This is a genomic window from Asanoa hainanensis (assembly GCF_900188485.1).
Lineage (GTDB): Bacteria > Actinomycetota > Actinomycetes > Mycobacteriales > Micromonosporaceae > Asanoa > Asanoa hainanensis.
This window is the reverse complement of the sequence record NZ_FZPH01000001.1, coordinates 707,243-727,536: the sequence shown is the minus strand read 5'-3', so window position 1 is coordinate 727,536 and position 20,294 is coordinate 707,243. Positions and strand designations below refer to the sequence as shown.

Genomic DNA, 20,294 nt, shown 5'->3' with positions numbered 1-20,294 from the left:
GTTCATGAGCTAGAGGGGAAGTGCTGGCCGGCTTCTCGATGGGCTCGGGCGAGGTGACGCGCTACCTCGGCACGTGCGGCTCGGGTCGGGTCAGGAAGGCCGCGCTGCTCGGCGCGATCCCGCCGTTCCTGCTCAAGACCGACGACAACCCGGAGGGCGTCGACCGCCAGGTCTTCGAGGACATCAAGTCGGCGATCGTCGCGGACCGCTACGGCTACTTCAAGGGCTTCCTCGACAACTTCTACAACGTCGACAAGCTGATGCCCGAGAAGATCAGCCAGCAGGCGTGGGACGCGAGTTTCCAGGTCGCTGCCGCCAGCTCTCCGTTCGCGACGTACGCGTGCGTGGACACCTGGCTCACCGACTTCCGGGGCGACCTGCCGAAGATCGACGTGCCGGTCCTGGTCGTACACGGCACGGAGGACCGGATCCTCCCGTACGAGGCGACCGCGAAGCGCCTGCCCGGGCTGGTCAAGGACCTCAAGCTGGTGCCGGTCGAGGGCGGCCCGCACAACATCGCCTGGACGCACCCGGACGAGGTCAACACGGCCCTGCTGGAGTTCGTCACCACGTGACCGGCGTGGGGTGCGCCGACGGGCGTCGACGCACCCCACCCGATCGATCAGCTCCGCTGACAGGTCACCGTGGACGGCGACCCGGAACCGCTGCCGAGGAAGCCGAACGTGGTCGTGCCGTTCGGTGCCAGGGCGCCGTTCCACGAGACGTTGCGGACCGTCACTGTCGTGCCCGACTGGGTGTACGTGCCTCCCCAGAGCTGGGTGACCTGGGTTCCGCTCGGGTACGTCCAGGTCACCGTCCACCCCGTGGTCGGGGTGCTGCCCGTGTTGCGGACCGTCACCTCGCCCTGGAAGCCGCCTGGCCACGAGCCGGTCGTCCGGTACGTCGCGCCGCAGCCACCGGGGGCGGCCGTGGGGGTCGCGGTGGGTGTCGGGCCGGTGGTGGGCGTCGCCGTCGGGCTGGCCGTCGGGCTCGCGGTCGGGCTGGCCGTGGGCTCGGCGCCCGTCCGGTCCGCGACCAGGATGCCCCGGCCGTTCGTGCCGAGGTAGACGCGCCCGAAGACCCGCGGGTCGCCGGTGATCGCCTCGCCCGCGTTGCCGTACTGGTGCTGGTCGTCGTTGATCCGCACCCAGGACGCGCCGGTGTCGTCCGAGCGGTAGACGCCCGTGACGCCGTCGACGGTGCCGACGAGGAAGATCGCCGGGTAGGAGCGCCCCGGAGCCGCCTTGCCGAAGCCGACGTTGACGGCGGCCGAGACGGTCGAGACACGGCCGAACGTCGCGCCGTTGTCGGTCGACCGGTAGAGCCCGCCGGAACCGGCCACCCAGACATCACCGCCGACGGTCCGCAGCTTGCCGCCGTCCGGCAGGCCCGACGCCCCACCGGTGAAGGTCCGCCCGCCGTCCGCGCTGGCGTAGACCCGCCCGGCCGCGTACCCGAAGAAGCGGGAGGCGCTGGTCCGGCTCGCCTCGACCTGGGCCCCGGCCGGGATGCCCGACGACGCCGTCCACGAGCTTCCGCGGCTCGTCGAGTAGTGCACGCCCGCACCCTGCGGGCTCCACACCACGGCGCTCGCGTCCGTGGCGAGCGCCACCGTGCCGCCGCCGGTCACGCCGCCGGGCTCCTGACCCTGGTACCACGTGCGCCCGCCGTCCGTGGAGACGCCGATCCGGTTGAGGTTGGGGTTGGCCGCCCGGTCGCCGTTGCCGACCCGGACCATCACGGACGGGTTCGCCTCGGCGAAGTCCAGGCTCGTGTTGCTGCCCAGGTTGGGCGTGTCGTGGAAGCTGGCCGGCACCGTCGTCAGGTCGTCGTGCCGGAAGCCGCCGATGTCGCCGAGCGCGCTGACGAGGGGCGCACCCGAGGGCGGGCTGGCCAGGTCGAGCACCGCCGTCTCCTCGATGCCACGGGCCATCGGCCGGACCGTGAACGTGCCGCTCGCGCTGTCCCACGCGGTCAGGTTGGTGGTGGCATAGAGGGTCGCGCCGGTTCCGTAGAGCAGCCGGTCCGAGTTGAACGGGTCGATCTCCAGGGACTCCGTCATCCACCCGAGCTTCGGGGTCTGCTCCGGAGCCGACGGGGCCGTGTTGAAGTCGAGCCACGGGTTGGCGGAGATGTCCATCGTGTAGCGGTTGGCGCGGTTGGGATAGCCGTTGAAGTCCCACACGCGGGACCAGGTGGCACCACCGTCGCGGGTGCGGAAGAAGATGACGTCGGGCCACCAGGAGATCTGGGTGGCGACCACCAGCGTGCCGGGGTTCTGCTTGTCGATGGTCAGTCCACTGTAGCCGTAGTAGTCGTCGGCACTGGTGGACGGGACCGGGCTGATCCGGGTCCAGGCGCCGGTCGACCGGGACAGCTTCCAGACGTCACCCTTGGCACCGTCGTACGGGCCGCCGGTGTCGCTGGTCGCGATGTAGAGGAAGCCGCCGGCCGGGTCGACGACGGCCTTGTGCGCGAGGTACCCGGTGGGCTGGTCCGGGATCCGCTGCCAGGTGGCGCCCGCGTCGGTCGAGCGGTAGACCGGGTTCTGCTTGTCCGCCACGCCGACGTAGATGGTCCGGGTCGGGGAGCCGGACGTGCCGGTCGACGAGTCGAAGTCGACCCACGTGACGCCCTGGTTGCCGGTCAGGTAGCCGTTCGGGTCCGACGGGTCCTGCGCGTAGTTGCCGGCGTTGGGGAACGCGGTCACCCGCGCCCAGGAGGCGCCGTAGTCGGTGCTGCGCCACAGCCCGTTGCCGCCCTCGGCGCCGTAGTAGAGGACGCGGCCGTCGTTGGGATCGACCGCGAGCCGTTCGCCCTGACCACGCCCGGGCATGTTGCCACCGACCTTGAACGGCAGGTTGTACGCCTGCCAGGTGGCACCCCGGTCGGTGGAGCGCAGGATCGCCCCGTTGTTCGGGTCCCAACTGTTGGTGTACATGCCGACCGCGGCGTACACCCTGTTGGTCTGCACCGGGTCGGCGGCCATGCTGAGCACGCCGTTCCAGCCCCACCGGTCCCAGCCGACCCAGTCGAGCAGCGGGACCCACGAGCCGGCGCCGGCGTTCCAGCGGTAGGCGCCGCCGATGTCGGTGCGGGCGTAGATCAGGTCGCGCTGGCCCGGGTTGAACACGATGCCGGAGATGAAGCCGCCGCCGTCGATCCGGACGTTCTTCCAGGTGTACGAGTCGGCGGCGGCCGCGGTGGACCGCACCGGCGCGAAGACGAGGGTGGCCGCCGCGGCGAGCACGGCCGCGACCAAGGCGGGCCACCAGGTTCTGATTGAGCGCATGTTCTGCCTCTCGGATGTGGCGCGCACTCCGGAGGGCATGAGGCCGCCGCCACCCGACATGCGCGGACGAGCGGAACGGGCGTGCGGCGCGCCTGCCCTGGCGCCGCACCCGGCCCGGCTCCCACGCCTCGGCCTCGCCGGTGAGGTTCACACGTGCTATCGGGCCCTGTCAATGGTGTGATGGCCGCATGTGTACGACGCAGGAGTGTCCAACACCGACCACCAACACCGTCACGCGACGGGCGGCCCTGCTCGGGGGCGCGCTGGTCGCCGCCGGCGCGGCACTGGCGCCCGCCGCACCGGCCCAGGCCTCGGGCCGGCGCGGCATCGCTGACCTCACCTACCCGCTGACCACCTCGTTCCCGGCGTTCGCACCGGGGGAGGAGGCGGCCAGGCGGACCTACGTGACCATCGAGGACAACGGCTACTACATGCAGGAGTGGCGAATCCTGGAGCACTACGGCACGCACGTCGACGCGCCCGGGCACTTCGTCGCCGGCGGCCGGCTGGCCACCGAGATCGGCATCGAGGAGCTCGTCGCGCCGGTCGTGGTCGTCGACATCGCCCGGCGGGCGGCGCGTGACCCGGACACCACCGTGACGGTCGACGACCTCGTCGCGTACGAGCGCCGCTACGACCGGATCCCGCGCGGCGCGGCCGTGTTCATGTACTCCGGCTGGGGTGCGAAGGTCGGCGACGCGGCCGCGTACCGGGGCACGGATTCGGCCGGTGTCCTGCATTTCCCCGGCTTCAGCCCGGAGGCGTGCGAGTGGCTGCTGCGCCGCAGGAGCATCCGCAGCCTCGGCGTCGACACGCTGAGCATCGACCCGGGTGTGTCGGCCACCTTCGACACCCACCTGGTCCTGCTCGGCGCCGACCGCTACGGGGTCGAGAACGTGGCCAACCTGCACCGCCTGCCCCGCCAGGGCGCCACCGTCAACGTCGGGCTCATCCCGTACGAGGCGGGTTCGGGCGGTCAGGCCCGGGTCTTCGCCACCTGGTGAGCTGCCGCCATACGAGGGCCCCTTTATTCATTTGAACACCCGCGATCGCCGCCGTGGGGCGAACTTCGGGAAATTCCATCATGGTCTTGGGAAGAGGTGAGTTTCCCCAGGTCGCGGGTACCGGCGGTGAGAGAGGAGTTGGGCAGATGATCAGCACTTCAGACGCCGCCAAGCTGACCGGTCGAGACGTGTTCGGTAGCAACGGCGACAAGATCGGCACCGTCGGGCACGTATGGGGCGACCCTGCCGGCGCACCGGCGTGGGCCAGCGTGAAAACGGGCTTGTTCGGGGCGAAGGAGTCGATGGTTCCGCTCGCGGACGCGAACCTGCGGCGGGGCCGCCTCATGGTGCCGTTCAACAAGTCGCAGGTGAAGGACGCGCCGCGGATCGACGGGTCGAGCACCGCACCGCTCGCGGACAACGAGTTCGCCCGGCTGTACGAGTACTACGGCCCGCAGGGCGCGAGCCGGTCCTCCGCCACCACGAGCGCCGGCTACACGGCCGACGACGTGGTCGAGGACCGCGGCACGGGGACCGCCGACTTCCTGACCCGCTCGGAGGAACGACTCACGGTCGGCACCGAGCGCGAACGGATCGGCCACGCCCACCTGCGCAAGTACGTGGTGACCGAACAGCAGCAGATGACCGTGCCGGTCTCCCACGAGGAGGTCCGCCTGGTCCGGGAGCCGATCTCGGGCACGACGGCGAGTGCCGCCGAACTGATCGACGCCGAGCTGGACGTCGAGCTCTTCGCCGAGCGCGCCGTCATCAGCAAGGAGACCATTCCCGTCGAACGCGTACGGATGGTCAAGGAGACCGTGACCGAGCAGCAGACGGTCAGCGGCGAGATCCGCAAGGAGCACATCGAGGCGGCTCTGCCGAACGAGGAGAAGCGCGACCTCGACTGAAGGCTTGCGGTTGGGGCCCGCCGGGTCAGTCGGGCCCCGACCGCTCGTCTTCGCCGTGCCGGCGCAGGGCCCGGATCGCCAGCTCCGCGTGGACCAGCGCGCCGTCGGCGAGCACCCGGTCGTCGAACACCGCCCGCGGGCTGTGGTTGACCGGTGCCGTCGCCGGATCGTCGGCGGCGCTGGCCCCCAGGTGCAGGTAGCACCCGGGCACCGCGGCGAGCACCTCGGCGAAGTCCTCGGCGGCGCTGATCGGGTGGGCCATCGGCTCGAACCGGTCCGCGCCGAGCACGTCGGCGACGACGGTGCTGGCGAACTCGTACTCCCGCTTGTCGTTGACCGTCACCGGGTAGCCGTCGACGTAGTCGACCTCGGCGGTCAGCCCGTGCGCCTCGGCGATGTGCCGGCACAACCGGGTCGCCTCGGTGCGCAGCCGCGCGTGGTTCGCCGCCGAGAACGTGCGCACGGTGGCCGCGATCTCGGCCGTGTCCGGAATGATGTTGGACCTGGTGCCGGCCTGGATCGACCCGACCGTGACGACCACCGGGTCGAAGACGTCGAACCGCCTGGTCACCATCGTCTGCAACGAGGTCACGATCTCGGCCGCCACGGTGACCGGGTCGAGGCCCAGGTGCGGCATGGACGCGTGCGCGCCGGCTCCAAGCACGGTGACCTTAAGGTCGGCGGTCGCCGCCATCAGCGTCCCGGGGCGGCTGCCGAACTGGCCGGCGGGCCTGTTCGAGCCCACGTGCATGCCGTACGCCGACGAGACCCGCTGCCCGGCGGCGTCCAGGACGTCCTCGTCGATCATGCGGGCGGCACCGTTCCACCCCTCCTCTCCCGGCTGGAACATGAACACCACGTCGCCAGCCAACGCGTCGCGGTTCTGGCTGAGCAGTCGGGCCGCGCCGACCAGCATCGCCGTGTGCAGGTCGTGCCCGCAGGCGTGCATCACGCCGTCGATCTCGCTGGCGTAGTCGAGCCCGGTCGCCTCGGTCATCGGCAGGGCGTCCAGGTCCGCGCGCAGCAGCACGGCCGGGCCGGGTCGGCCACCACGCAACACGGCGGTCACTGAGCTCAACGCCTTGCCTGGCGTGATCTCCAGCGGGAGGCCAGCCAGCTCGGCCAGCACGGCCCGCTGTGTCCGTGGCAGGTCGAGCCCGACCTCCGGGTGCCGGTGCAGGTCACGCCGCAACCGCACCAGGTCGTCCTGAAGCGCCGCCGCGTCGTCGCGCAGTGTCATCACGTACCCCCTTGTCACCCTGAACGGCGTAGCAGAGGGTCGCACAACCTGTTCGTGACCCGGATCGCACGGCTAGCGTGCCCGGGTGGATGTCACCCGTACCTTCCTGACCGAGGTCGACGCCCGGCAACCCGGTGCGCTGACCGGGCTGTTCCTGCACGGTTCGCTGTGCTGGGGCGAGTTCTTCGCCGGCAGCGACGTGGATTTCGTCGGCGTGTGGACCCAACCACCCGACCACGCCCTGCTGGCCGAGGCCCACCAGGCGACGAAGGCCCGCCACCCGGACGTGGTTTTCGACGGCTTCCACTGCTCGCCGCATGACCTGGCCGGCTCGTCGTTGACGGTCGGCAAGCGCCCGGCCTTCTACCAGGGTGAGTTCGACGCGAGCGGCACGATCGACATCAACCCGGTGACGTGGCACGAGCTCGCCGAGCGCGCGGTGGTGGTCCGCGGCGCGTTGCCACCGGTGCACACGGACCGGGCCGAGCTGCGCTCGTTCACCTGGAACAACCTCGACACGTACTGGCGGTCCTACCTCCCGCAGATCTCGCAGGGCGGCGTCGAAGCGATCGGCGGCCACGATCCAGCGGTCGCGTGGATCGTGCTCGGCGTCGCGCGTCTGCACCACCTGCTGGCCAAGGGCGAGCTGACCTCCAAGAGCGGAGCCGGCCGGTACGTCGCGGCGGAACTGGACCCGCGCTGGCACCGCCTGGGCGTCGAGGCCCTGCGCATCCGCGAGAACCCGGACCGCCCGACCGCCTACGACGACCTCGTCGAGCGGGGCCAGGCAACCTACGACTTCCTACGCTGGGCGGTCGAGGACGGCGTGGCTATTCCACCGGGCGGCGCAGCGAGTACGTGACGCCGTACAGGCGGTGGGGTTCGTTCGGGAAGTAGGTGGCGCTGCGGTCGTAGGCCTGCCAACCCGCGGCGCCCGCGCGGTTCAGGTGGCGCATGTCGTTGAACCGCTCGTCGGTGCCCCACCGTTGGGCGCCACCGGAGTGGTGGAAGGTGGCGTTCCAGTCCATGAACTGGTCCTCGCCGTAGGTGCCGGCGGCCCGATATTCCAACCGGGCGTACTCCCATGTGGTCACAGCGAGGATTCTGCCGGTCGGCGGTGGTGTTCAGCGACTCGCTGTCGCGAGATCGACGGACCTGGCGGGCTCGGGCGCCGGCTGCGGGGTCTCGGTTCGGGTCGGGCGGGTGGAGAGCCAGCAGCCCGCGACGATCAGGGCGAAGCCGAGCAGCGTGCTGGTGTGCAGGGGCTCGTTCAGGATCGCGACGCCCAGCAGGACCGCGACCACCGGGTTCGCGTAGGTGACCAGGCCCGCGCGGCCCGGGCCCGCCTCGCCGATCAGGCGGTAGAAGGCGAGCAGCGCGACTGCGGTGCAGAGCAGGCCCAGGGCCAGCAGCGCCGCCCACGATCCGCCGCTGACCGGGGTCGTCGGCAGCGCGAACGCCGCGAACGGGGCCAGGACCAGCGTGCTCACGGTCGTCGTGCCGGCGACCAGCGCGGTCGGCGGCACCTCCGACGCCTTGCGCTGCACGTAGACCGTGGCCACCGCGTACAGGAACGTGGCCAGCAGGATCATGCCCGCACCGAGCAGGCCCAGGCGGTCGCCCGAGATGTCGAGGCCGACCAGGACCGCCACGCCGACCAGGCCCAGCGCCAGGCCGGCACCGCGCACCGGGGTCAGCCGGTCCGTGCGCAGCATGAGCAGCGCGATCAGCACCGGCTCGATGGCGATCAGCAGGCCGGTCAGGGACGAGCTGATGTGCACCTCGCCGTACGTGATCAGCAGGAACGGCCCGACGATGTGGACGAGGCCCAGGAAGGTCACCGGGCCGAGATGGCGGCGCAGCGACGACAGGGTGCCTTGCGCGGCGGCGATCGGCACCAGCACGAGGGCCGCGATGGCCACCCGGCCGAAGACCACCAGCAGAGGCGACAGGTCCTCGATGGCGATCTTGATCAGCAGGTACGGGATGCCCCAGAGGACGGCGACCGTTGCGAAAAGGATCCAGGCTCGTCTGTTCACACTTCGAGCCTCGCCCCGTACCGTATTCAGCGGTAGTGATGATTTGGGTTGCTCGTATTAAGGAAAACTGATGATCGACGTGCAGCGGCTCAGGATCTTCCGTGAGGTCGCCCGGCAGGGCAGCTTCAACCGCGCGGCCGCCGTGCTCCGGCTCACCCCGTCGGCGGTCTCGCAGCAGATCAGCGCGTTGGAGCGGTCGCTCGGCGCCGGCGTGGTCTGCCGCAGCACCCGCGGCATCGAGGTCACCGAGGCCGGCCGGGTGCTCGTCGAGGCGGCCGACGTGATCGCCGCGGAGCTCGAGAGCGCCGAGCGCGAGATCGCCCGGCTCGCTTCCGTGGGGCCGCGGCTGACCATCGCGACGTTCGCCAGCGGTGGCCAGCGGCTGCTGCCCGGCGCGCTGACCCGCTTCTCCGCGCTGCACCCCGAAGCGTCGATCACCGTGCTGGAGAGCGAGCCCGACGAGGCGCTCCTCCAGGTGCGCTCGGGCGAGGCCGACGTGGGGCTGAGCTACCACTTCGAGGGGCCGCCGCCGGTCAGCCCCGACGACCGGTCCGGGCTGACCTGGACCCCGCTGCTCGACGATCCGATGTGGGTCGTGCTGCCGGCCGGGCACCGGCTCGCCGGCCGTGACGAGATCGCCATGGCCGATCTCGCCGGCGAGCGCTTCGTGCAGGGCTGCCTGACCGCGACCGACATGATCGGCCACCACGCCGCCCTGGCCGGCTTCGAGGTCGACGTGGCCTGCCGGAGCACCGACTACGTGTTCGCCCAGGCGCTGGTCCGGGTCGGCGTCGGCGTGAGCCTGATCCCGCAGACCGCGCTGCTCGCCGATGCCGCCGGTCTGGAGATGGTGCCGCTCGAGGCGCCGCGGCCGTCGCGCCGGATCGGCGTCGCGACCGCCCGACGGCGGTCCGCGGACCCTCTGACCCAAGCGCTGCTCGCGGCCCTGTCTCAAGAGGTGGGAGATCCCTCCCGGATAGCGGGATGATCGGCGTACGGTCGGCCGCATGGCCGTCTACACCCACGGGCACCACGAGTCCGTCCTGCGCTCCCACCGCTGGCGCACCGCCGAGAACTCCGCCGCCTACCTGCTGCCCGCGCTGACCCCCGACGCCCGGCTGCTCGACGTCGGTTGCGGCCCCGGCACGATCACCGCCGACCTGGCCACGCGCGTCGGCTCGGTGACCGCGATCGAGACCGCGCCGGCGGCCCTCGAAGCGGCCCGCGCGGTGGCTTCCGAGCGCGGCCTGGCGATCGACTTCGCCGTCGAGGACGTGCACGCCCTGAGCTATGCCGACGACAGCTTCGACGTCGTGCACGCCCACCAGGTGCTCCAGCACGTCGCCGACCCGGTGACCGCGCTGCGCGAGATGGCCCGCGTCTGCCGGCCCGGCGGGGTCGTGGCCGCCCGCGACAGCGATTACGCCGCGTTCACCTGGTGGCCCGAGGTGCCCGCATTGTCCGAATGGCTCGACCTCTACCGCCGGGTCGCCCGCGCCAACGGCGGTGAGCCGGACGCAGGACGCCGGCTGCTCTCCTGGGCCCGCGCCGCCGGCCTGTCCGACGTCACCGCGACGTCGTCGACCTGGACCTTCGCCACACCGGAGGACCGCGCCTGGTGGGGCGGCATGTGGGCGGACCGGGTGGTCGGCTCGGCGATCGGGGAGCGTGCGATCGAACTCGGCCTGGCTGGTCCGGCCGATCTGGAGCGGCTGGCCGCCGGCTGGCGGCAGTGGGCGGCGGCCGAGGACGGCTGGTTCGTGGTCCTGCACGGCGAGATCCGGTACACGATTTCCTGATCGTTATCGGTCCAGTACGGACGGTGACCAGCTCTTGTTGGATCTCCACAAGATGTCGGCCACGCCATGCGCGAGGTGGCGCGTTGGTGTACCGGAGGGTAATCGGGCAGGGTAAGGGCGAGTGTGGGTGATGGCCCGAGATCCGGGCTTCGCTTTCGCGCATTCGTCAGTGGGAGGCTCAGCCGGTGTTCAGTCGTGTCGCCATCGTCAACCGTGGAGAGGCCGCCATGCGGCTCATCCACGCCGTCCGGGATCTGTCCGCGGAGACCGGAGCGCGCATCGAGACGGTCGCCCTCTACACCGACGCCGACCGCAACTCGACCTTCGTGCGGGCCGCCGACATCGCGTACCCGCTGGGTCCCGCGTCCGCCCGCCCGTACCTCGACCATGCCGTCCTGGAACGCGCCCTCGTCGAGACCGGTGCCGACGCCGCCTGGGTCGGGTGGGGCTTCGTCGCCGAGGACCCGGCGTTCGCCGAGCTCTGCGAGAAGCTCGGTGTCACCTTCGTCGGCCCGAGCGCCGACGCGATGCGCAAGCTGGGCGACAAGATCGGCGCGAAGCTGATCGCCGAGGAGGTCGGGGTCCCGGTCGCGCCGTGGAGCCGCGGCGAGGTGGCCACCCTCGAGGACGCGCTGGCGGCGGGCGAGCGGATCGGCTACCCGCTGATGCTCAAGGCGACGGCCGGCGGCGGCGGGCGCGGCATCCGGATGGTGGCGTCGGGGGAGGACCTCGCCGACGCGTACGAGCGGACCAGCCAGGAGGCCCTGCGCGCGTTCGGCTCCGGCGTCGTGTTCCTGGAGCGCCTGGTCACCGGCGCCCGGCACGTCGAGGTCCAGGTCATCGCCGACGGCCAGGGCACCGCCTGGGCGCTGGGCGTCCGGGACTGCTCCGTGCAGCGCCGCAACCAGAAGATCATCGAGGAGTCGGCATCGCCGGCGCTCTCGCCCGATCAGGCGCTCGAGCTCAAGACCTCGGCCGAGCGGCTCGCGGTGGCCGTCGGCTACCGGGGCGCCTGCACCGTCGAGTTCCTCTACCACCCCGGCGAGAAGCTGTTTGCGTTCCTCGAGGTCAACACCCGACTCCAGGTCGAGCACCCGATCACCGAGCTCACCACCGGCACCGACCTGGTGCGGCTCCAGCTCCACGTGGCCGGCGGCGGTCGGCTCACCGGCGAGCAGCCGGCCGAGTCCGGCCACGCCGTCGAGGCCCGGCTCAACGCCGAGGACCCCGACCGCGACTTCGCCCCCGCGCCCGGCCGCATCGCGCGCCTGGTGCTGCCCGCCGGCCCCGGCATCCGCGTCGACACCGGCGTCAGCGAGGGCGACACCATCCCGGCCGACTTCGACTCGATGATCGCCAAGATCATCGCGTACGGGCAGGACCGCGAGCAGGCGCTCGGCCGCCTGCGCCGGGCGATGGCCGAGACCACGGTGATCATCGAGGGTGGCGCCACCAACAAGAGCTTCGTGCTCGACCTGCTCAACCAGCCGGAGGTCGTCGACGCGAGTGCCGACACCGGCTGGATCGACCGGGTACGCGCCGAGGGTCGCCTGGTCAGCCACCGGCACTCGGCGGTCGCCCTGGCCGTGGCGGCGATCGAGGCGTACGAGGACGAGGAAGAGGTCAGCCGCCGCCGGCTGCTGTCCACCGCGCACGGCGGCCGCCCGCAGGTGCACCACGACCCGGGCCGCCCGCTCGACCTCAAGCTGCGCGGCAGCGGCTACCGGGTCAGCGTCGCGCGCGTCGGCCCTAAGCGGTTCCGGGTCGGCATCGGCGAGGGTTGGGCCGACGTCGAGCTGGACCGCTTCGACGAGCACAGCGGCCAGGCCGTCGTCAACGGCAACCGGTTCCGGCTGGTCGCGGCGACCCACGGCCCGGTGCACCTGGTCGAGGTCGACGGCGTCACCCACCGGATCAGCCGCGACGAGGGCGGCGTCGTCCGCTCACCCGCTCCGGCGCTGGTGGTCGCGACCCCGCTGGCCGTCGGCGACGAGGTCGAGTCCGGGGCCCCGATCCTCGTACTCGAGAGCATGAAGATGGAGACGGTGCTCCGCGCGCCGTTCCGGGCCCGGGTCCGCGAGTGCCCGGTGTCCGTCGGCAGCCAGGTGGAGACCGGGGCGCCCCTCATGCGGCTGGAGCCGCTGGGCGGCTCGGAGGTTCCGGAGGAGTCGTCGTCGCCCGCTGTCGAGATCGAGCTGCCGGCGCCGCCGGCGAACGGCTCGGCCGCCGCCCGCGCGTCCCGTGGCCTGCAGGACCTGCGTGGCCTGCTGCTCGGCTTCGACGGCGACGCCGGTGACCACAAGCGGGTGCTGGCGGCGTATCTGGCCGCCCGCGCCGAGCAGGGTGGCCAGCCCGTGGAGGGCGAGCTCGGCCTGCTCACCGTGTTCGCGGACCTGTCCGAGCTGAGCCGCAACAAGCCCGGCGGCGAGCTGGACGCCGAGCCCGACAGCCCGGTGCACAGCCCGCGCGAGGCCTTCCACAGCTACCTGCAGAGCCTCGACATCGAGCGGGCCGGTCTCAGCGAGAGCTTCCAGGCCAAGCTGGCCACGGTGCTGGCCCACTACGGGATCGACGGCTTCGACCGTACGCCCGAGCTCGAGTCCGCGGTCTTCCGGATCTTCCTGGCCCAGCAGCAGATGACCACCTCGGTCCGGATCGTCTCCGAGCTGCTACGCCAGTGGCTGGTCGGCAACCCGCCGGTCGAGGCCCTCACGGAGCGGGCCGGCCTCACCCTCGAACACGTCATCGCCGCCACCCAGGTCCGCTTCCCGGCGATCTCCGACCTGGCCCGCGGCGTCGTGTTCCGCTGGTTCGCCCAGCCGCTGCTGCGCCGCAACCGCGCCAAGGTGTACGCCGCCGTCCGCGCCGACCTGCGCTACCTCGACCAGAACCCGGCCGCACCCGACCGCGCCGCGCGGATCCAGGCCATGGTGGCCAGCAACGAGCCGCTGGTCCGGCTGATCGGCCAGCGGGCCGGTCGGGCGGGTCTGGACCACGCGCCGCTGCTGGAGGTGCTGACGCGGCGCTACTACGGCAACCGGGCACTGTCGGCGGTGACCGTCCGGGAGACGGCGGGCTGCCGCTTCGTCACGGCGTCACACACGGGGCCGCGCGGCGTGACGCAGGTCGTGACGACCGCCGTCGACATCGCGGCGCTGCCGTCCGCTCTGGGTGCGGTGGCCGCGTTCGCCTCCTCGGGGCCAGCGCGCGGGCTGGTCGCGGACCTCTACATCACGTGGGAGGACCAGCCGGACGGTGACGCGGTGGCGGAGCGGCTCGGCGAGCTGGTGGCCGCCGCCGCGCTGCCAGAGGGCGTCCGCCGGATCACGACGACGATCGCCGGCACCAGCGGCGCGGTCGTCCACCACCACTTCACGTTCCGCCCCGCCTCTGGCTCGGACTCCGGTTTTGTCGAGGACCGGCTGATCCGCGGGCTGCATCCGCAGATCGCTCAGCGGCTTCAGCTGCAGCGGTTGCGCGAGTTCCACCTCACCCGGCTGCCGTCCGCCGACGAGGAGATCTACCTCTTCAAGGCGGCCGCGCGCAGCAACCCGGCCGACGAGCGGCTGATCGCGATGGGTCAGGTCCGCGACCTGACGCCGCTGCGCGAGGCCGACGGCCGGCTGGTCGCGCTGCCCGCGCTGGAGGACGCGATCACCGCCGGCCTGGACGCGATCCGCAACATCCAGGCGCAGCGCCCGCAGAACAAGCGCTACGACACCAACCGGATCATGATGTACGTCTGGCCGTCCACCGAGCTGACCATGGACGAGCTGCAGGCGCTGGTCGCCCGGATCCTGCCGACCACGGCCGGCGCCGGTCTCGAAGAGGTGCAGTTCATCGCCCGGCAGCGCAACGCGGCCGGCGAGCTCGCCGAGGTCGCGGTGCGCATCACGCTCGACCCGGGCCACGGCTCGACGCTGCACGTCGACAAGCCGACCACTGAGCCGTTGCGGCCGCTGGACGACTACCGCCAGAAGGTGCTGCGCGCGGCCCGGCGGGGCAACGTCTACCCGTACGAGCTGACGGGTCTGCTCGGTTCGTTCGTCGAGCACGACCTGGACGCCGCGGGTGTGCTGGTGCCCGTCGACCGGCCCAAGGGGCGCAACACGGCCGCGATCGTGGCGGGCGTGGTCACGACCGAGACGCCGCGGCACCCCGAGGGGATCACCCGGGTCGTGTTGCTCGGCGACCCGACCAAGGCGCTGGGTGCGCTGTCGGAGCCGGAGTGCGCGCGGGTGATCGCGGCCCTCGACCTGGCCGAGTCGATGCGGGTGCCGCTGGAGTGGTTCGCGCTGTCGGCCGGCGCGCGGATCTCGATGACCTCGGGCACCGAGAACATGGACTGGGTCGCGGCGGCGCTCAAGCGGATCGTCACGTTCACCCAGGCCGGCGGCGAGATCAACATCGTCGTCGCGGGCATCAACGTGGGCGCCCAGCCGTACTGGAACGCCGAAGCCACGATGCTCATGCACACCAAGGGCATCCTGGTCATGACGCCGGACTCGGCGATGGTGCTCACCGGCAAGCAGTCCCTGGACTTCTCGGGCGGCGTGTCGGCCGAGGACAACTTCGGCATCGGCGGGTACGACCGGGTGATGGGCCCCAACGGCCAGGCGCAGTACTGGGCGCCGAACCTGACCGCCGCCCGCGACGTGCTGATGGCGCACTACGACCACACCTACGTCGTGCCCGGCGAGTCCGGCCCGCGTAAGGCAGTGACCTCGGACCCGACCGACCGCGACGTGTCTGACTTCCCGCACGTGGTGGCCGGCAGCGACTTCACCACGGTCGGCCAGATCTTCTCACCGGCCCACAACCCGGACCGCAAGAAGGCGTTCGACATCCGCACGGTGATGCGCGCGCTGTCCGACCAGGACCACGCGGTGCTGGAACGGTGGGCGGGCATGGCCGACGCCGAAACGTCGGCGGTGCAGGACGTCCACATCGGAGGCTGGCCGGTCTGCCTGGTGGGCATCGAGTCCCGCTCGGTCCCACGGCGCGGCTTCCCGCCCACCGACGGCCCGGACACGTACACCGCGGGCACCTTGTTCCCGCGCTCGTCGAAGAAGACGGCCCGAGCGATCAACGCGGCCTCGGGCAACCGCCCGCTGGTGGTGCTGGCGAACCTGTCGGGCTTCGACGGCTCACCGGAGTCGATGCGCAAGCTCCAGCTGGAATACGGTGCCGAGATCGGCCGGGCGATCGTCAACTTCGAGGGCCCGATCGTCTTCTGCGTGATCTCCCGCTACCACGGCGGCGCGTTCGTGGTCTTCTCGAAGGCCCTGAACCCGAACATGACCGTGCTGGCCCTGGAAGGCTCGTTCGCCTCGGTCCTGGGCGGCGCCCCAGCCGCGGCGGTGGTCTTCTCGGGCGACGTCAACAACCGCACGGCCACGGACCCACGGGTGACCGACTTGCAGGCCGCGGTGTCAGCGGCCAGCGGGGCGGAACGCGCGGCGTTGAACGCGCGCCTAGCCGAGATCACGTCGTCGGTCCGAGCCGAGAAGCTGGGCGAGGTGGCCGCGGAGTTCGACCGAGTCCACAGCATCCAGCGCGCGGTCGAGGTCGGCTCGGTGGACGCCATCATCAGCGCCGCCGAACTCCGCCCACGCATCATCGAAGCCATCGAGCGCGGCCTGGCCTGACACGTGCGTCACGGGCTCGACCCGGCCCCGGGGCGCCGCGCCAGGCCCAGGCGTCACCCGTGCGGTTCGGGCTTGGGTCGGGGTCTGGCTTTGGCCGTGCGGTTCGGGCTCAGGCCCGCGGTCTGGCATTGCCCGAGCGGTCGGGGCTTAGCCGCGCTCCGGCATTGCCCGAGCGGTCGGGGCTAAGCCGCGCTCCGGCATTGCCCGAGCGGCCCGGGCTAGGGCCACGCCCAGGCCTCGCCCAAGCGGCCCGGGCTAAGGCCAACGCGTCTGCCCGCTTGGTGGGGCGGTCAGTCGGCGACGTGGGCGGTGTTGTCGAGCCAGTGTCGGACCAGGGCGGCGTCGCCCTCGATGGTGATGTCGGTGGCATTGCCATCCATGAGCGGTAGTCGTCGGACCAAGGTCAGGAACAGCGATCCCGCCGGCCCGGATACCGTCACGTCGGCCTGCTGCCGCCCGTGCTGCCAGGTCGCACCCTCCGGTCGGCGCTCGACGAACCAGGCACCTGGGTCGTCCGTGGCCAGCCACTGCAGGGTCTGCCCGGTGCCCCGGATCGCGTGAGCTGATGCCGACCGCCGCAGCTCCCACGTGGGGGACGTGAGCATCGCGAGATGGTTGCTGACGAGCGCGGCTGCGATGTCGGCCTCGACGTCGGCCGGCCTGCCCGCCGCCTCGGCTGCGTCGAAGCCGTGGACCACCGCCTCGTTGAGGCTGCTGTCCAGCCAGAAGCGCGCGCCGGATCGCTCGTCGCCCGCGGCGTTGAACACCGGTGCGTGCAGAGCGTCGTCGGAGAACGCGCTCGCGACCCGCGCCGCGGACTCCGACAGCCACGCCTGCCATGCGGCGGGGTCGGCGGGGAAGACCGCCATCTCTGTCGGCAGCTTCGCGGGGTCGGTGATGCGCTGTTCGATCATCTCGGCTACCCAGTGCTGGGTCTGGCCCACGTGCGCGACCAGCTCGGCGACGGTCCACTCCGGCGCCGTCGGCACGGCGGCGTCGGGTCCGGCTTCGGTGGCCGATGCCGCCAGCCGCCGGCTGTGTTCGACGATCGCCTGCCGGGCACGCTCCACGTTCAGTGTGGTCACTGGGTCGTCCTTTCCAGTAAGTCGAGCTCGATCGTCATCGTGCCGGGCTCACCTCCGACCCGCTGAGCGACTTGGCCAACGTGGCCGAAAACCGGGGAAGGAGGTCCGGTTCCGGCGCGTGGTCGGGGTTGACCTCGGTCAGGACGAACCCGGCGAACCGCGGGCTGGACGCGAACACGGACAGGCTCGCGGCCAGCTCGGTCAGTCGCAGGCCGATCGGCTCGTCGCCCGAGTCCGGCACGTCGGCCAGGGGAGTGTCGTTGAACGACAGCACGTCGACGTCGCAGTGCACCACGAACCGCGGCCCGGCCGACTCGATCGCCGCACGTGCCCGCGAGGCAGCCCGCACGGGGTCGGCACGCACGTCGTCGGCATGCACGTGGGTGATGCCCAGCCGGTCAAGGAGGCCCCGCTCATGGTCGACCGCCGGCAGTGAGTGTCCGTAACACACGACATCTGAAACGGCCAGCAGAGGCACGACCGGCCCGACGCCCGCCACCGCCGGAACATGACCAGGAATCGCCAGCAGGTGGGCCAGACCCATCGAGTCGAGGTTGCCGTTAACCCTGGTCAAGGGCGTGTAGAGGTCGGGCCCGCCGTCGACGTAGAGCAACGCCGGACCCACGCCGGCGCGGGCGAACCCAGCGACCACTCCGACGGTGATCGAACAGTCTCCGCCGATGACGAACGGCAACTGTCCCGCCGCCAGGATGCGCTCGACCCCGGCCGCCGTGTCGGACGCGACCCGCGCGACGGCATCGACGTTCTTGGCGGTGGGCCGAGACAGGTCAGCGCGCCAGCGGAAGCCGGGCACGTCGCCGTGGTCGAGGACCCCGCCGGCCAGGAGAGACGCCAGCCCCGCGGCCCGGAGCGCCGCCGGACCTTTCTCCAGACCTGGTGTGTGCGCGCCGGCACTGGACGGCACACCGAGCAGTCCCCACCGTTCATCCATGTCCATGAGGTTCGCATGCGCCTACGACACTCTTGGGCGGCGACGTCGGCGGACCGGGCGGTTCGTCGCTAGGTTCGGTCCATGGCCGCGAGTTTGGTCGCTGTCGCGGCGACGTCGGGATGGCTGTCGCCCAGCACCTCGCGCCGACGGGCCAGTGTTTCTTCCAGGATCGCTTGCGCTGTCGTGCGGTCGCCTCGTCTCAACGCGGCAATGGCCAGTTGGTCGGCGCATTGGAGGGTGGCCGGGTGGCTTTCGCCGAGCACTCGCCGGAGAGTGGAGTGCGTTTCGTCGAGTTGCCTGTATGCGGCCTCGAACTCGCCGAGTTCGATCAAATCCATTCCGATGTAGAACGCGGAGATAAGTGTCGCGGGGTGTTCGGCGCCGTGTACGCGTCGGGAGCGTCCCCACGTGTCCTGGTGAAGTGCTTTGGCAGCGGCGAACTCACCGGATTTGCGCAGGGTGGAAGCGAAGTTGTTCGCCGTCCTCAACGTATCGGGATGATCGTCGCCCAAGGTCCTCCGCCGGCGGGCCAGCGTGTCGTGGTCCAATGCGCGGCCAGCCGCGAGGTTGCCCATGCGCGTGAGACTCCCTCCGAGGTTGTTGGCCGATTCGAGGGTGTCGGGGTGGTCGGGGCCGAGGAGGCGCAGGCGAGCCGCGTATGTCGCGGCGTCCATGTCCTGGGCCTCAGGCCATAGGCCCGCGAGGTAGTAGGCATGCCCGAGCAAGAACGACGCATGGAGCATCGTCAATTCATCCTGGTGGTACCTCGCTGACCACCGCCGGTGCAGGTTTTGGATGAGCGCGAGACCGTCTGCGATCTCCCCGCGTTTGAGCTGGGTCCGGATGAGCCCACATACGAGCTCACGGAACGGGATCTCGTCGGCGTCCACGGAGTCGATCGCGAGAATGTGTGGCGCGAGCGCGGCCCAGGTCGGCCAGTACCGCGGGTCATCCGTGTCCGGAGGCTGAGCGCCGACGAGCAAGCTCCGGATCCGCGACAGGTCAGCCTCGAGTGTTCGCGGCGGCGCCGAGGACCGGAGGACCGACTGGGTGAGGCGGTGAAGCTGAATCGTCGTCTTGTCCACCCGAGCGAGGCCTAGTCGGGCCAGCAAGCCGATGCTGCCGCGCAGTCGCACCGGGTCTTTGACAGCCGCCGACAGCGGTGTGGGGAGGATGCGATCCGCGGCTCCGGTGAACAGCCACAGCGGAATCGGCTCTGGTCCGAGGGCCGCGCAGAGCCGGAGCAGCTGCCACGCGGGCAGGTCCGTCTCCCGCACCCGCTCTGCGGCGAGCTTGACGGCCGCGGGCAGGGTCAACGGGTAGGACGCCGGTCGGCCTTCCTGCAGGATGCGGCTCGCACCGGCCTCCAGGGAGGCCAGGTAGTCGTCGATCGGAATGCTGGTTTCGCTGATGAAGCCCGCCGCTTGGACCAGGGCGAGAGGAAGATCGCCGAGCTTGTCCGCGAGTAGGTGCGCGCCGTCGCCAGTGAGATCGGTGCGGCGGGTCAGCAGCGCCACAGACTCGGCCCGTGGGAGCACATCGACACGGACGGGGGTCGCCAACTCGCGCCAGTCCGCGCGGCGGGACGTGATCAGAACGTGTCCGGCGCCATCCGGAATCCAGGGCCGTAGTGCCTCGGGATCTTCCGCGTTGTCGAAAATGATGAGCCAGCGTTGGCGCTCGCGGAGGCAACGGCGGGCTGCGGCGGACGCGACCATTGTGTCGCTGCCCGCCGGCGCCACTCCAAGCGCGACAGCGAGCTGTGCGTACTGCTCGGCCAGAAGCTGAGGTTGTTCCGACACGAACCACCACACCACGTCGTAGTCGTCGGCGTACCGATACGAGTACTCGATCGCTGTCTGGGTCTTCCCCACCCCGCCCCAGCCGTGGAGCGCGTTGATCACCGCGGGTCCGCTGGTGAGCGCGTTGTTGATCGACACGATCAAGTCGTCGCGTCCGATGAAGGCGGGATTCCTCGCCGGAAGGTTCCGGACGAGAACTGACGCGGCGGCCTCGTTGTCGCGCTCCGTGAGCTCGGAAGAGCTGGGTACGCCACGCGACGCGACGCTCCGGCGCGAGGCGATCAATGCGACCAGTAGCGCCGCCACGCCCGCCACCCAGCTCAGGCGTTCCATCCAGGCCCACGTCGACGCCGCACTTCCCCGGTCGATCAGCGCACGGACCCAGGCCGAACGCATGACGGCGGCGACGACGCCCGCGGCGCCCCCGATGCCGCACGCCCACCATGCCGCCCAACGCCAGCGGTGGCGTCGCGAGACCGTCATCCCTGCATCATGCTGTCGCGGCCTCGATGATCGCGAGTGGCG

14 protein-coding genes are annotated in these 20,294 nt (G+C 71.3%); 7 read left to right on the top strand and 7 right to left on the bottom strand.

What is annotated here, in order from left to right; translation table 11 throughout:
- The first annotated feature begins 20 nt into the window (after nt 1-20).
- Nucleotides 21-575: an alpha/beta hydrolase gene (locus tag CHC05_RS03400; protein WP_218824410.1), complete on the top strand. Its 555-nt coding sequence runs from the start codon at nt 21-23 to the stop codon at nt 573-575.
- 47 nt (nt 576-622) lie between these two features.
- Here CHC05_RS03400 and CHC05_RS03395 read toward each other — a convergent pair whose 3' ends face one another.
- The gene (locus CHC05_RS03395; protein ID WP_089244483.1) at nt 623-3,292 is read right to left on the bottom strand and encodes a cellulose binding domain-containing protein; all 2,670 of its coding nucleotides are present in this window, start codon (nt 3,290-3,292) and stop codon (nt 623-625) included.
- Nucleotides 3,293-3,480: 188 nt separating this feature from the next.
- Here CHC05_RS03395 and CHC05_RS03390 point away from each other — a divergent pair, with 188 nt between their 5' ends.
- Both CHC05_RS03390 and CHC05_RS03385 read left to right on the top strand, forming a co-directional pair.
- Complete coding sequence (locus tag CHC05_RS03390) at nt 3,481-4,296, top strand: cyclase family protein (protein ID WP_089244481.1); 816 nt, start codon at nt 3,481-3,483, stop codon at nt 4,294-4,296.
- A 146-nt stretch (nt 4,297-4,442) separates the two neighbouring features.
- On the top strand, nt 4,443-5,204 hold the full coding sequence (locus CHC05_RS03385; protein WP_089244479.1) for a PRC and DUF2382 domain-containing protein: 762 nt from the start codon (nt 4,443-4,445) through the stop codon (nt 5,202-5,204).
- 25 nt (nt 5,205-5,229) lie between these two features.
- Here CHC05_RS03385 and CHC05_RS03380 read toward each other — a convergent pair whose 3' ends face one another.
- Complete coding sequence (locus CHC05_RS03380) at nt 5,230-6,444, bottom strand: M20 metallopeptidase family protein (protein WP_089244477.1); 1,215 nt, start codon at nt 6,442-6,444, stop codon at nt 5,230-5,232.
- Between the two features lie 85 nt (nt 6,445-6,529).
- Here CHC05_RS03380 and CHC05_RS03375 point away from each other — a divergent pair, with 85 nt between their 5' ends.
- Entirely contained in the window at nt 6,530-7,306 is a 777-nt protein-coding gene (locus tag CHC05_RS03375) for a hypothetical protein (RefSeq protein ID WP_089244475.1), read from the top strand.
- Here CHC05_RS03375 and CHC05_RS03370 read toward each other — a convergent pair.
- Both CHC05_RS03370 and CHC05_RS03365 read right to left on the bottom strand, forming a co-directional pair.
- A complete protein-coding gene (locus tag CHC05_RS03370; protein ID WP_089244473.1) occupies nt 7,275-7,538 on the bottom strand; it encodes a hypothetical protein in 264 nt (87 codons plus the stop codon). The two genes, CHC05_RS03375 and CHC05_RS03370, sit on opposite strands and share 32 nt — an antisense overlap.
- Before the next feature lie 30 nt (nt 7,539-7,568).
- Nucleotides 7,569-8,483 (bottom strand): DMT family transporter, encoded by a 915-nt coding sequence (locus tag CHC05_RS03365; protein ID WP_089244471.1) that lies wholly within the window; start codon nt 8,481-8,483, stop codon nt 7,569-7,571.
- A 70-nt stretch (nt 8,484-8,553) separates the two neighbouring features.
- Here CHC05_RS03365 and CHC05_RS03360 point away from each other — a divergent pair, with 70 nt between their 5' ends.
- From CHC05_RS03360 to CHC05_RS03350, 3 genes are all read left to right on the top strand, one after another.
- Nucleotides 8,554-9,471 (top strand): LysR family transcriptional regulator, encoded by a 918-nt coding sequence (locus tag CHC05_RS03360; protein WP_089244469.1) that lies wholly within the window; start codon nt 8,554-8,556, stop codon nt 9,469-9,471.
- A 19-nt stretch (nt 9,472-9,490) separates the two neighbouring features.
- Nucleotides 9,491-10,282 (top strand): class I SAM-dependent methyltransferase, encoded by a 792-nt coding sequence (locus CHC05_RS03355; RefSeq protein WP_089244467.1) that lies wholly within the window; start codon nt 9,491-9,493, stop codon nt 10,280-10,282.
- A 185-nt stretch (nt 10,283-10,467) separates the two neighbouring features.
- Entirely contained in the window at nt 10,468-15,930 is a 5,463-nt protein-coding gene (locus tag CHC05_RS03350; RefSeq protein ID WP_089244465.1) for an ATP-binding protein, read from the top strand.
- 290 nt (nt 15,931-16,220) lie between these two features.
- On the opposite strand, the gene CHC05_RS03345 is transcribed toward CHC05_RS03350, so the two are convergent.
- The 3 genes from CHC05_RS03345 to fxsT form a co-directional block, all read right to left on the bottom strand.
- Nucleotides 16,221-17,015: a maleylpyruvate isomerase family mycothiol-dependent enzyme gene (locus tag CHC05_RS03345; protein ID WP_089244463.1), complete on the bottom strand. Its 795-nt coding sequence runs from the start codon at nt 17,013-17,015 to the stop codon at nt 16,221-16,223.
- Between the two features lie 34 nt (nt 17,016-17,049).
- Complete coding sequence (locus tag CHC05_RS03340) at nt 17,050-17,967, bottom strand: arginase family protein (protein WP_089244739.1); 918 nt, start codon at nt 17,965-17,967, stop codon at nt 17,050-17,052.
- A gap of 68 nt (nt 17,968-18,035) precedes the next feature.
- The gene (fxsT, locus tag CHC05_RS03335) at nt 18,036-20,252 is read right to left on the bottom strand and encodes an FxSxx-COOH system tetratricopeptide repeat protein (protein WP_179266030.1); all 2,217 of its coding nucleotides are present in this window, start codon (nt 20,250-20,252) and stop codon (nt 18,036-18,038) included.
- Nucleotides 20,253-20,294 lie beyond the last annotated feature (42 nt).